12 protein-coding genes are annotated in these 12202 nt (G+C 74.3%); 5 read left to right on the plus strand and 7 right to left on the minus strand.

Annotated features, from left to right (window positions below):
* The first annotated feature begins 11 nt into the window (after window positions 1-11).
* The 3 genes from ACFVU7_RS18325 (at window position 12) to ACFVU7_RS18335 (ending at window position 2914) form a co-directional block, all read left to right on the plus strand.
* Window positions 12-968: an EamA family transporter gene (locus ACFVU7_RS18325; protein ID WP_388045953.1), complete on the plus strand. Its 957-nt coding sequence runs from the start codon at window positions 12-14 to the stop codon at window positions 966-968.
* 161 nt (window positions 969-1129) lie between these two features.
* Complete coding sequence (locus tag ACFVU7_RS18330) at window positions 1130-1933, plus strand: serine hydrolase (protein WP_388045955.1); 804 nt, start codon at window positions 1130-1132, stop codon at window positions 1931-1933.
* A 27-nt stretch (window positions 1934-1960) separates the two neighbouring features.
* Window positions 1961-2914, plus strand: coding sequence for a hypothetical protein (locus ACFVU7_RS18335; RefSeq protein ID WP_388045956.1), 954 nt, complete (start codon window positions 1961-1963; stop codon window positions 2912-2914).
* Between the two features lie 18 nt (window positions 2915-2932).
* Here the strand turns inward: ACFVU7_RS18335 and ACFVU7_RS18340 are convergent, their stop codons facing one another.
* From ACFVU7_RS18340 to ACFVU7_RS18355, 4 genes are all read right to left on the minus strand, one after another.
* Window positions 2933-3736: a hypothetical protein gene (locus ACFVU7_RS18340; protein WP_388045958.1), complete on the minus strand. Its 804-nt coding sequence runs from the start codon at window positions 3734-3736 to the stop codon at window positions 2933-2935.
* 122 nt (window positions 3737-3858) lie between these two features.
* The gene (locus ACFVU7_RS18345; protein ID WP_388046131.1) at window positions 3859-4884 is read right to left on the minus strand and encodes a TolB family protein; all 1026 of its coding nucleotides are present in this window, start codon (window positions 4882-4884) and stop codon (window positions 3859-3861) included.
* 2 nt (window positions 4885-4886) lie between these two features.
* Window positions 4887-6281: an MFS transporter gene (locus tag ACFVU7_RS18350; RefSeq protein ID WP_388045960.1), complete on the minus strand. Its 1395-nt coding sequence runs from the start codon at window positions 6279-6281 to the stop codon at window positions 4887-4889.
* 5 nt (window positions 6282-6286) lie between these two features.
* A complete protein-coding gene (locus ACFVU7_RS18355) occupies window positions 6287-7243 on the minus strand; it encodes an alkaline phosphatase family protein (protein ID WP_388045961.1) in 957 nt (318 codons plus the stop codon).
* Window positions 7244-7515: 272 nt separating this feature from the next.
* Here ACFVU7_RS18355 and ACFVU7_RS18360 point away from each other — a divergent pair, with 272 nt between their 5' ends.
* Together ACFVU7_RS18360 and cobC are read left to right on the plus strand one after the other, a co-directional pair.
* On the plus strand, window positions 7516-7983 hold the full coding sequence (locus ACFVU7_RS18360) for a cobalamin biosynthesis protein (protein WP_388045963.1): 468 nt from the start codon (window positions 7516-7518) through the stop codon (window positions 7981-7983).
* Between the two features lie 69 nt (window positions 7984-8052).
* On the plus strand, window positions 8053-9099 hold the full coding sequence (gene cobC / locus ACFVU7_RS18365; protein WP_388045965.1) for an Rv2231c family pyridoxal phosphate-dependent protein CobC: 1047 nt from the start codon (window positions 8053-8055) through the stop codon (window positions 9097-9099).
* Window positions 9100-9225: 126 nt separating this feature from the next.
* Here cobC and ACFVU7_RS18370 read toward each other — a convergent pair whose 3' ends face one another.
* From ACFVU7_RS18370 to ACFVU7_RS18380, 3 genes are all read right to left on the minus strand, one after another.
* Window positions 9226-10293 (minus strand): cobalamin-independent methionine synthase II family protein, encoded by a 1068-nt coding sequence (locus tag ACFVU7_RS18370; RefSeq protein ID WP_074001639.1) that lies wholly within the window; start codon window positions 10291-10293, stop codon window positions 9226-9228.
* A 96-nt stretch (window positions 10294-10389) separates the two neighbouring features.
* On the minus strand, window positions 10390-10983 hold the full coding sequence (locus ACFVU7_RS18375; protein ID WP_388045967.1) for a hypothetical protein: 594 nt from the start codon (window positions 10981-10983) through the stop codon (window positions 10390-10392).
* A 71-nt stretch (window positions 10984-11054) separates the two neighbouring features.
* Complete coding sequence (locus ACFVU7_RS18380) at window positions 11055-12152, minus strand: LLM class flavin-dependent oxidoreductase (protein WP_388045970.1); 1098 nt, start codon at window positions 12150-12152, stop codon at window positions 11055-11057.
* Window positions 12153-12202: the final 50 nt, after the last annotated feature.

The following is a 12202-nucleotide window of genomic DNA, read 5'->3' on the forward strand; positions in this document are numbered from 1 at the left end:
AGGGGGACGTCATGGCCGTCATGGACCGCAAGCGCGCGGGGATCGCCGCCACCGCCGCACTCGCCCCGGCCGCGTGGGGCACCACCTACCTCGTCACCACCCAGCTGCTGCCCGACGGCCGCCCGCTGCTGCTCGCCGCGCTCCGTGCGCTCCCGGCCGGACTGCTCCTGCTGCTGATCGGCCGTCGACTTCCCAAGGGGCGCTGGTGGGGGCGCGCGGCCGTGCTCGGGATGCTCAACATCGGGCTGTTCTTCCCGCTGATGTTCGTCGGCGCCTACCGCCTGCCCGGCGGCGTCGCCGCCACCATCGGGGCGATCCAGCCGCTGCTCGTCGCCGGATTCTCGATCGGCGTGCTGCGGGTGCGACCCGGACGGCGGGCGGTGATCGCCGGACTGGTCGGGGTCGGCGGCGTGGCCCTGCTGGTGCTCAAGAGCGGCGCCCGGCTGGACGGCGTCGGCATCGCCTCGATGGTCGCCGGGATCTCGCTGATGGCCATGGGCACCGTCCTCACCCGCCGCTGGGGCCGCCCCGAGGGCGCCACCCTGCTCGACCTCACCGGCTGGCAGCTCCTGGCCGGCTCGGTCTTCCTCGTCCCGCTCGCCGCCCTGGTCGAGGGCGCACCGCCCGCCCTGAGCGCCGCCAACCTGGCCGGCTTCGCCTACCTCGGCCTGTTCGGCACCGCGCTCGCCTACTCCCTCTGGTTCCGCGGCATCGAGCACCTCGGCGCCGGCCCGGCCTCCTTCCTCGGCCTGATCAACCCGGTCGTCGCCACCCTCGGCGGCCTCCTCGTCCTCGGCCAGACCCTCACCCCCTGGCAGGTCCTCGGCCTCCTCCTCGCCCTCGCCGCCATGCTCGTCGGCCAGGCCCCCACCCGCCGCACCCCAACCCCGACCCCGACCACCACCCCCTCCACAGCCGCGGCCGAGCCCCCCACCCCCCGCCCCGAACCGGCCGCCGCCGCCCGCTGACCAGCCCCTCCCGAACGCCCGTCGGCTACCCGCCCGCGGGCGTTCGGCCGTTCCCGGCCTCTCGGCCCCGCCCGGTCTCCGGACCGGGGCGTACGGCGCTCCCGTGCGGGTAGGGAGCCGTTGGCCCGACTCGACCAGAGCGGGAGGAAGGGGACTGCCCGATGGTCGATTCCGACGGATTGCACTCCGCGATCGCCGCACAGATCGAAGCGTTCACGACGGCCGGCGGCACAGGCGTGCGCAGCGTCCTGGTCAAGACGCTCGACGGCCCCCGGCTCACCGTCGCCCACCGGGCGGACCTGGTGCTTCCTGCGGCGAGCCTGACCAAGATGATCCTCGGGGTGGCCCTCTTCGACTCAGCCGAACGCGGCGAACTCGACCCCGATGAGCGCGTCCGGATCGGGGCCCTCCCGGGCACGATGTACCCGAGTGTGCTCCAGGCCCTCGACCCCGACTCGACCGTCACCGTACGGGAGTTGTGCGGGTTCGCCCTGGTGACCAGCGACAATCCGGCAGCCGAGCACGTACGCGCCGTCCTGGGCCAGGAGCGGATCGACGCCACGATCAAGGCCGTCGGACTGCATAGCACGACCTTCCCTGCCGGGTTCTCCGAGCGGGAACTCGGTCCGCTCGGCCGGGCCAACACCACGACCGCCGAGGACATGCTGCGGCTGGTCGAGTACATCGACCGGACGCCCCACCTCGAGCCGGTCCGCCGTTACCTGGTCAACTACCTGCGCAACGACCGGATTCCGTCCCGCCTGGACGACGACGTCCCGGTCCGGCACAAGACCGGAAGCCTGCGCGGCATCGTGAACGACGCGGGCATCGTCCTGCATCCCGCACACCGCGTCGCCATGGTCTTTCTGACCGAGGGGCAGGCGGACAACATTCGTACGGCGCAGGAGATCGGGGAGGTCTCCGAACGCATCGTCCGGATCATCGCAGAGGGGTCGGCGCTCTGACGCGGCCCACGGGGGTGGCGCGTGGCCGTGTCTCGTGAACGACAACTGCGCAAGATCCTCGCACTGATCAACACCCTCGCATTGACGGTGGGGCTGGTCTGCGTGGTGACCGCGGCACTGATGACCCACCAGCAGGTCCTCGCCACCATCCTCAGCCTCATCGGCGGCGCCTTCGTGTCGGCGGCGGCCGTCACCCTCGCGATCGGCTCCCTCACCGTACGGGAGACCACGGAACAGGTGGACAGCGCCGTACTTCGCGGCATGCAGGACGTCCTCGGTCCGGTGCGCGACCCGCTGTTCGCCGGAGCGCTGTCCGCCTACCGCTATGACTGCCTGCTCTCGCCCGCACCAAACGGCGACGCCCATCCGGACTACCTCTACCAGAGCTTCCGGATCTCCTACCGGATCGAGGCCCTGCCCGGAACGGTGACGATCGCCTGCCTCGCCTCCAACGACGACGCCGGCCTGGACGGCTTCACCGGGCCCGAGTGCCTGCTCCGGTGGATGATCGACGACAACCTGGATCCGGACGACCCGGAAGTCTTCACGGTCGGCGCGGTCCGGGTCGACAACCGCGAACTGGAACGCGCGCCCGCCACGCACGAGGACGTCGTCGGCGGACGCGCCAGGGTCGAACACTTCCCGGTACCGCGCGAGGTTCAGGCCACCGCGGGCCACCTGGTGGAGCTGAGCGTCACGGCACGCAAGTTCGTGGGAAACGACCGACGGATTCGCGTGCAGGCCCAGGTGTTCCGCCATGTCACCGATGCCGAGTACCGGCTCACCGTTGATCCCGCGCTCCGGCCGACCCGCCTGAGCGTGAACGCGTCGGAGATCAGCGCGCTCGGGGCCGCCCACGGTGCGAGCGTCCGGGCCACCTTCCCCGCGCCGTTCAACAACACCGCCGGGCTGATCCAGCTCCCGTTCCCGCTCCAACCCGGCAGCGTCATGGCCTTCACCATCGACCGACACGTGGCCTGACCCGGCGCCCGGCGGGGGTCAGCCGGTGGCGCGGATGTAGATGTCGGCGGCGCCGGGGAGGCCGCCGGAGATGGTGGCGACGTAGATGCGGCGGGCGGTGGGGGTGTGGGTGGGGAGGGCGGTGGGGCTGGGGGTGGGGGTCCAGGTGGGGCTCGGGGTGGGGTCGTCGGGGGTGGGCTCGTCCGGGGCGGCGGGCTCGTCCGGGACGGGGTCCGGGGCGGGGGCGACCACGGGGGCCGGGTCGGCGGGGTCGGCGGGCTCGGCGAAGGGGTCGTCGGACTCCGGGGTGGGGGTGGCCTCCGGGGACGGGCTCTCGGCGGGGGTGGGGGTGGCCGAGGGGGAGGGGGTGGCGACGGGCGGCGGCGGGGAGTCGGGGAGTTCCGGGGCCTCGGCCGGCTCGTCGCCGCCGAGGGCGGCGAGCAGGTCGGCGGGCAGTGGGGCAACCGGGCCGGGCGCGGGGAGGTCGTAGGCGCTGAGGAAGTCGCCGAGGCCGGGGGCCCGGCCGCCGCCGAGGCGGTAGTGCAGGTAGGCGACCGGGGCGCCGTCGGAGGTGTGGGTGTAGACGGCGCCGACCGGGACGTAGAAGCGGCCGACGCCGGGGTGCTGGGAGGGGTGGAGCCCGGCCAGACGTTCGGCGCGGTCGCGGTCGGTCTCGCGGCCGGTGCCGCCGGCGGTGAGCGCGTTGACGCCGCGCACCACGAGGGCGGCGGCGACGGACACGCACAGCACCAGCCCGACGGCGACGGTGCGCCGCAGGACCGGGCGGCCGTGCAGGGCGGGCCACGAGTCGGTCACCGTGCGCTCGGGTGGGATGCCGTCCACGGTTGTCTTGCTCCCCCGTTCGGTCAGAACGCTCGATCAGGACGTCTGATCAGGACATTTGTTCGAGGTGCCTGATCGGGACGTCACACTCTGCTCGACGTGGGACGGTAGCCGAGAGTTCCTCAGCCCAGGTAGGCGGGGGCGACCGCGGCCTTGGTGACCGGCTCCGCGCGGCCCGAACCGTCCGCCGGGACGGTCCACAGGTCGGCGCCGTAGTCGCCGGGCAGGGCGTAGACCAGGGTGCCGGCGCCGGACCAGAGCGCCTGGTCGTCGATGTTGCGCTGCTCGGCGGTGGCGGTCTCGGTCATGGTGGCGAGGTCGAGCACGTACAGCCGCCACGGGGCGTCGGCGGGCAGGCCGGGGACGCGCTTCTTGTACGCGACGCGGGTGCCGTCCGGGGAGAGCGAGGGGCACTCGACGTTGTCGTGCAGGGCGGTGAGGGTGCGGGCGGTGAGGTCGCCGCGGACGAGGTGGGTCTGCCCGGCGCTGGCGAGGGTGGCGTAGAAGGTGGTGTCGTCGGCGAAGGTGACGCCCCAGATGTTGATGTCGTGCGCCTGGTACGGGCGGCCGGCCAGGACGACCGCGAAGTCCTCCAGGTTCTCCCGCAGGTTCCAGTCCCGGACGTCCACGATCGAGGTGCGGGTGGAGAAGTCGCTGCCCGCGTACGAGTCGCCGCTGACGAAGACCGTCCAGGCGGCGAGGTGCCCGGACGGCGAGACCCGGGAGCGGGTGGGGATGCCGGCCGCCGGGAACGAGCGGAGCTCGCGCAGGTGGTCGTCCAGGACGACGGCGCGGTAGGTGTCCTCCAGCGCGCCGTGCTGGGCCTGGAGGCAGATGCCGGTGCCGGCGGCGGCGTGGAAGCGCAGGCACTGGACGCCCGAGGCGGTGCGCGGGCCGTCCGGGTGGTCGGCGGCGACGGTGGTGATCTCGTCCCGGTGCGGGCCCCAGGCCATGTTGCGGAACAACAGCTGTCGTCCGCCGGACTGCACCTGTAGTGACACCGGGCCGGACGCGACGGACGGCCCGCCGGGCTGGGCCTGGTCCCGGCGGGCGGTGCGGTCGGCGGCGTAGAGGACGGCCCCGGTGCCGACCGCGCCGAGCAGCACGACGGCGACCAGCAGGATGATCACCCTGGTCCGGTTCCGCAGGTTCATCGGCTCTTCTCCTCCGGGGGCTTCACGACGACGGGTTCGGACGGGTGCGGCACCGCCGCGGCGGAGGGCTCGGACCGGCGCAGCACCGCCGCCGCGCCGAGCACGCACAGCGCCAGCGCCCCCGCCGACCAGCCCAGCGCCGCCGAGCCGCCGACCGCGCCCCACAGCGCGCCGAACAGCAGCGAGCAGGCGAACCGGGCCAGCGCCTGCCCGGTGCCGACCAGGGCCAGCCCGGCGCCGCGCTGCTCGGCGGGTACGGCGTCGGCGGCCGCCGCGGCGAGCACGCCGTCGGTGGCCGCGTAGAAGGTGCCGTGCAGCGCCAGCACGCAGAGCACCGCCGGCAGCCCCCGCAGCGGCGAGAGCAACAGCCCGTACGCGAGCAGCAGCACCCCGTGCCCGGCGAGGAAGAGCCGGTGGCGGCCGATCCGGTCGGCGAGCGCGCCGAGCGGGACGGCGAGCAGCAGGAAGGCCGCGGCGGTGCCCAGCGGCAGCAGCGGGAACAGGTCGACGGGCAGGTCCAGTCGGCGCTGGACCAGCAGGTAGAGGAAGGAGTCGCTGACGGTGGTGAGGCCGAGCAGGACGGCGCAGAGCGTCAGCCGGCGCAGCCCCGGCAGCCGCAGCAGGGTGAGGCTAGCGCGCAGCGAGGGGGCGGGCGCCGAGGCGTCGTCGCCCTGCTGCCGGTTCGGCACGAACAGCAGCAGGATCAGCACGCCGAGCGCCGCGACGCACGAGCTGACCGTGAACACCGCGTCGTAGCCGTGCCGTTCGCCGCCGTCGGCGAGCAGCGGGCCGCCGGCCAGCCGCAGCACCAGGAAGGCGGCGAGCGGGCCGAGCAGGGCCCCGGCCGTGTCCATCGCCCGGTGCACCCCGAACGCCCGGCCGCGGTGGGCGGGTTCGGTGGCGAGCGAGATCATCGCGTCCCGGGGCGCGGTGCGCAGGCCCTTGCCGGTGCGGTCGACGGCGATCACGGCGCCGATCAGCGGCACGGTGTGGACGAACAGCAGCAGCGGCCGGCACAGCGCGGACAGCCCGTACCCGACGGCCGCGACGGCCTTGTGGCGGGCGGCGCCGTCGCGGCCGCGGCGGTCCGAGAGGTGGCCGCCGACCAGCCGGACCAGCGCGCTGAAGCCGTTCTGGATGCCGTCGAGCAGGCCGAAGCCGAGCGGGGAGAGGCCGAGCCCGGTGAGCAGGTAGAGCGGGAGGACGGCGGTGACCATCTCGGAGGAGATGTCGGTGACCAGGCTGACCGTGCCGAGGGCGAGGACCGCCCCCGGCACGGCGCCCCGCCGCGCCCGACCGGCGGCCGGCGCGGGGGCCGCCCCGAGGGGGGCCGCGTCGGCGGCGGTCGGGGCGGCGGGGGCCTTCGAGCTGCGGGAGTCCGCGACGTACACGGGCGTCAGTTCCAGATTCCGGTGATGTCGGCGGCGCCGGCCGAGTTGCCCGCGTGGGCGTTGACCCCGGCCAGGTCCTCCAGGGTGTGCAGCACGTCGTAGTGGTTGTACGTGGTGGCGGTGCTGCTGCCGGGGGCGACGTGGGCGCCGTAGACGAGGGTCGGGATGCGGTTGCCGGACAGCTTGTTGTCCTCGTCGAAGGTGAGCAGGAGCAGGCTGTTGTGGCTCTTCGCCCACTGCGCGTACCCGTCGAGGTTGGCCTGGAGCCAGGAGTCGCCGGTGCCGACGGAGCAGTCGTGCATGTCGTCGCAGAGGTCCGGGACGACGAAGGAGACCTTCGGCAGGGTGCTGTAGTCGCTCGGGAAGGCGTCCATGCCGTACGCGCTGGAGGTGGGCACGTTGCCGAAGCCGAACCACGGGTTGTGCTTCTGGGCGTAGTTGCCGCTGCTGCAGTCGGTGGCGCCGGGGCCGGGCAGGCCCTCGTTGTAGCTGGCCCAGGTCTGGCCGGCGCCGATCAGCTCGGACGCGAGGTTGGGCTGCTGCAGGGCACCGACGTCCACGCAGCCGTCGTCCACGATGCCCTGGGAGCTGCCGGAGAACAGCATGTAGTAGTTGGGCTGGCTGGGGTGGGTGAGCGCGTAGGACTGGGTCAGCGTCGCGCCGCCGGCCACCAGGGTGGTGTTGATGTACGGGGCCTTGGAGCTGCCGATCACCTGGGAGTAGGCGTGGTTCTCCAGGACGACGACGACCACGTGGTCGGGCGCGGGCAGGCCGGCGGCGGCGCCCGCGGCGGTGTCGGCGGCCGCGCTGCCGCCGGCGGCCCAGAGGCCGAGCGAGCCGGCCACCAGGCCGAGGCCGGCGGCCAGCGCGGTGAGCGGGCGGAGCGGGCGCGGACGGCGGCGGCCGGGGCGCGGGAGGGGGGCGACGGCGGAAGAGGGGGTGCGCAGTCGTGCGAAGGCCATGGTGTCCTCCGGATGTCGGGGCTTCCTGGCGGGAGCGCCGAGAACAGTAGGAGTGCCGCGGTGACGTGTACCGCACAAGACAAGTGAAGAACAGACGAACAGCTGCCGCGCCCCGGCGGACCGGCGGCGTCGGGAAGAGCATCGGCAAGGACATCGGGAGGGGCGTCGGGAGCGGCGACGGCACCGGCGTCGGATCTCACACCCGCCGCGATTGACCCGTTCCGCCCGGGCGTGGTGGGATCACCGGAGCTTGGGACGAAAGGGTGCGGCACGTGAGCGGACTGGTCGCCGTCGTCCCCCGCACCCTGGTGGTCGGGATCGGTGCGAGCAGCGGCGCCGAGCGGACCGAGGTGCTGCGGCTGCTGACGGACACCCTCCGGGAGGCCGGGCTGGACCGCTCCGAGGTGGCCCGGCTGGCCACCGTGGCGGGCAAGGCGGACCACCCGGCGGTGCGCTGGGCGGCCGACCACCTCACCGGCGTACCCGTGGACGAGCACCCGCCCGAGGCGCTCGCGGGCGTGCCGGTGCCGAACCCCTCCGCCGCCGTCGGTACGGCCGTCGGCACCGCGAGCGTGGCCGAGGCCGCGGCGCTGGCGAGCGCGCCGGGGGGCCGGCTCGTGGTCACCAAGCGGAAGTCGGCGCGGGCCACGGTCGCGATCGCCCGGGCGGCGGCGCACGGACGGCTCGCACCGCTCGACCTCGGCGACGACCCGCGGCCCGCCGCACCACCCGGCCCGTAGAACCGCATCACGTCCACCACCAGTCGCGACCACCCGAACCAGCCGCACCACCCAGCGAGGAGACCCCGCGTGACCGCCCCCGAACCCGACCTGCGCCACCACGGCGACGCCGAGGTGCGCGCCGACGGGCTCGGCCTGGTCGACCTCGCCGTCAACGTCCGCACCGGCACTCCCCCGACCTGGCTGCGCGAGCACCTCGCGGCCACCCTCGGCGACCTCGCCGCCTATCCCGACCAGAGCGCCGCGCGCGCCGCCGTGGCCGCCCGGCACGCCCGCCCGGTCGAGGAGGTGCTGCTCACCTCGGGGGCGGCGGAGGCCTTCGTCCTGCTGGCGCGCGTGCTGACGCCACGTCACATCATCGTGGTGCACCCCCAGTTCACCGAGCCGGAGGCGGCCCTGCGGGACGCCGGACACCACGTGCACCGGGTACTGCTCGCCCCCGGGGACGGCTTCCGGCTGGGCGCCGTCCCCGAGGAGGCGGACCTGGTCGTCCTCGGCAACCCGACCAACCCGACCTCCGTGCTGCACCCCGCCGAGGCCGTCGCCGCACTGGCCCGGCCGGGGCGCACCCTGGTGGTGGACGAGGCGTTCATGGACACCGTCCCGGGCGAGCGGGAGTCCCTCGCCTCCACCCGGGACCTGCCCGGCCGGGTCGTCGTGCTGCGCAGCCTCACCAAGACCTGGGGGCTGGCCGGACTGCGGATCGGCTACGTGCTCGGGCCCGCACCGCTGATCGCCGACCTCGGCGCCGCCCAGCCGCTCTGGCCGGTCTCCACCCCGGCGCTGGCCGCCGCCGAGGCGTGCAGCGGCCCGGCGGCGCTCGCCGAGGCGGAGCTGGCGGCGGCCGAACTGGCCTTCTGGCGCGAGCACTTGGTGAAGGGCCTGGCCGCCTTCCCGTCGGTGCGGCTGTACGGCGAACCGGCCGCCTCCTTCGTCCTGGTACGGCTGCCCGACGCGGCGGCGGTCCGGCGGCGGCTGCGCGAGCACGGCTTCGCCGTCCGGCGCGGGGACACCTTCCCGGGGCTGGGCGAGGAGTGGCTGCGGATCGCCGTCCGGGACGAGGCGACCACCGACCGGTTCCTCAACGCCCTTGAGGCCGTGCTCGGTTCGGCCTGACCGGCGCAACAGCAGCCCACCCCTGGCCGCCGGCCGCTCGCCCGTCAGGCCGGGCGAGCGGGTGGACGGCGGGGCGGGCGGCCGGGCGGACGCACGACAGCCCACCCCCGGCCGACCCGGCGAGCGCTACTGGAGCCCGAGCGCCTCCGCCGCCAGGGCGGTGCCCTTCACGCGGGCCGCGATCTTGGCGAAGGCGGTGTCCCGCGAGGTGGAGGCGTCGTCTGCGAACGGCGAGAATCCGCAGTCGTCGGTCGTGCCGAGCTGGTCGACCGGGATGTGCCGGGCTGCGGCCAGCACCCGGTCCCGCACCTCCTCCGGGGTCTCCACCCTGGGGTCGATCGGGTCGGTCACTCCGACGAACACCCGGATTCCGGGGCGGAGTTGATCCGCGATGACGGCGAGCACGCGGTCGGGGTCGGCCTCGCTCGCCAGCTGCACGTAGAAGTTGCCGACCCTGAGCCGGAAGAGCTTCGGCAGCAGCTCGGCGTAGTCGACGTCCAGGCTGTGGGTGGAGTCCTGGTCCCCGCCCGGGCAGGTGTGCACGCCGAGGCGGGCCCGCTCCTCCTCGGCGAACCGGTCGAGCACCTGGTTGTTGAGGGCCACGAAGTCGTCCAGCAGAGTGCCCGACGGGTCCAGCTTGAGCGACAACCGGGCCTCGGTGAAGTCGAGTTGGACGACGTGGGCGCCCGCGTCCAGGCAGCCGCGGATGTCGGCCTCGGCCTCGTCGGCCAGGTCCTCCAGGAAGTTCTCGCGCGAGTACCCGTCGATGCCGTCGGCGGGGTAGAGCAGGCTGAGCGCGGAGGGTGCGATGACGGCCTGCTTGACGGGCTGCGAGGTGTGCCGCAGGGCGTCGCGCAGATAGGTCTCGGCACGGACCCGGTACCGGAAGGGTCCGGCGGTCAGCCGCGGCAGCTGCCGGGTGTGTCCGTCGGCGAAGGGGATGACGGCGCCGTCCCCGGCGAGGGAGGTCAGCCCGGCGAGGGGGTACGTGACGAAGCTCGGCTTCGCCTGCTCGCCGTCCACCAGGACGGGGCAGCCGAGCTCCGCCAGCCTGGCCAGCGTGTCGGCGGTGGCCTCGTCCTGCAGCTTCTTCAGGTCGGCGTCGGACAGCCGCCCCTCGGCGTGTTCGGTCAGGGCGTTCAGCAGAGTGCTCGGCCGGGGGATGCTGCCGATGGGCTCCGTGAGAATGGTCATGACGGGACGGTAGAAAGGGCGGCGCCCCGAGCACAACGGGGCGCTCGGCGCACTCCGCTCGACCGTTCACACCTCGCGCGCCCCACCCTTCTCCGTTCACGCCCCTGGAACAGCACACCCCTCCGCCCAATCCCGTAGCGTGGCGAAGTCGTCGGCGAGCAGGCCGACCCGGGGGTTGACGTGCAGGGCGAGCGCCGGGCCGGGGTGGTTCGCCTCGATCCACTCCTCGTCCCGCGGGCCGAGTTCGTCGTCCACCCAGACGAACGGGCGCCCGGCGGCCCAGGCGACCACGTCCCTGGTCTTCCAGTGCAGCCCGTCCCGCGCCTCGCCGAACAGGTCGGACCAGCTGATGTACGGGAGTTCGGGCAGGCCCAGGTGCGGCCCTATGTGGGTGTTCGCGTCGCCCATCCAGCCGGTGGCCCACACCAGTTCGTAGGGCAGTGCCAGCAGTTCCGCGCCGTGCGAGGGGTTGAGCCAGACCCGCAGCGGCTTGACCCGGACGGCGGGGGGCTTGGCGTGCCTGGCGCGGGTCGCCTGCCGGGCCTGGACCGCCGCCAGGTGCTCCTGCTTCGCCACCCACCAGGAGGGGCGCAGCCGGTGGGTGGCGTAGCCCTCGGGCCTCCGCTTCGGCGCGGCGTAGGGGTTGAGCGGTCCGTCCACGTCGAGGAGGAGCAGGGGCTGCTGGGTCATGCCATGAATTCTCGGTCCGGCGGGGGCGCTTGACCAGCGGTTTGCGGGTCGACGCGCGGAGCGGGCGCCCGCTACGGGCGGGACCACAGGTTGCGGGCGGCGAGCAGCGGGAGCACGCCCTCGCCGAACCAGTACGCCTCCTCCAGGTGCGGCATCCCGCTCAGCACGAACTCGTCGACGCCCAGCCCGTGGTACTCGCAGATCAGGTCCGCGACCTCCCGGTGGCTGCCCACCAGCGCCGTGCCGGCGCCGCCGCGCAGCAGTCCGATGCCGGCCCACAGTCCGGGGTACACCTCCAGCCGCTGCGCCGAGCCGCCGTGCAGCGCGAGCATCCGCCGCTGGCCCTCCGACTCGCTCCGGGCGAGCGCCCGCTGGGTCTCCCGCACCCGCTCCGGGTCCATCGCGGCGAGCAGCCGTTCGGTCTCCGCCCAGGCCTGGGCGGCGGTGTCCCGGGTGATCACGTGCAGCCGGATGCCGAACCGTACGGTCCGGCCCCGGGCGGCGGCCAGGCCGCGGATCCAGCGGATCTTCTCCCGGACCTGGGCGGGCGGTTCGCCCCAGGTCAGGTAGACGTCCGCGTGCTCGGCGGCGACGTCGCCGGCGACCGGGGAGGAGCCGCCGAAGTACACCGCCGGGACCGGGTCCGGCAGCCGGTTCAGCCGCGCCCCCTCGACCCGCAGGTGCGGCCCGTGGTGGTCGACCGTCTCCCCCGCCCAGAGCCGCCGGGTGATGCCCAGGAACTCCCCGGTCCGCGCGTACCGGGCGTCCTTGTCCAGGAAGTCCCCGTAGGCGCGCTGCTCGGCGGACTCCCCGCCGGTCACCACGTTGAGCAGCAGCCGCCCGCCGGACTGCCGCTGGTAGGTGGCGGCCATCTGCGCGGCCAGCGTCGGGCTGATCTGCCCGGGCCGGAACGCCACCAGGTACTTCAGCCGCTCGGTCACCTGGCTGAGCATCGCGGTGGTCAGCCAGGCGTCCTCGCACCAGGCCCCGGTCGGCGTCAGCACCCCCTCGAAGCCCAACTGCTCGGCGCTGCGGGCGATCTGGCCGAGGTAGCCGACGCTCGGCGGCCGGTCCGAGCCGGCCGTGCCGGGCGTGGAGCCGTGCCCGCCACCGACGATCAGCCGGCTGTCGCCGTTGGTGGGGAGGAACCAGTGGAAGGTGAGAGCCATGGACGGACACACTCCTGGGGCCGGTACTGCCTGCGGTCGGTTGACGGAAC

The organism is Kitasatospora sp. NPDC058046 (genome assembly GCF_042885595.1).
In the GTDB taxonomy this organism is placed as follows: Bacteria; Actinomycetota; Actinomycetes; order Streptomycetales; family Streptomycetaceae; genus Kitasatospora.

Coding starts and splice junctions, on each gene's coding strand:
- ACFVU7_RS18325 (WP_388045953.1), top strand. CDS start 12: ATGGCCGTCATGGACCGCAAGCGCGCGGGGATCGCCGCCACCGCCGCA.
- ACFVU7_RS18330 (WP_388045955.1), top strand. CDS start 1,130: ATGGTCGATTCCGACGGATTGCACTCCGCGATCGCCGCACAGATCGAA.
- ACFVU7_RS18355 (WP_388045961.1), bottom strand. CDS start 7,243: ATGGCCTTCGCACGACTGCGCACCCCCTCTTCCGCCGTCGCCCCCCTC.
- ACFVU7_RS18370 (WP_074001639.1), bottom strand. CDS start 10,293: ATGACCATTCTCACGGAGCCCATCGGCAGCATCCCCCGGCCGAGCACT.
- ACFVU7_RS18375 (WP_388045967.1), bottom strand. CDS start 10,983: ATGACCCAGCAGCCCCTGCTCCTCCTCGACGTGGACGGACCGCTCAAC.
- ACFVU7_RS18380 (WP_388045970.1), bottom strand. CDS start 12,152: ATGGCTCTCACCTTCCACTGGTTCCTCCCCACCAACGGCGACAGCCGG.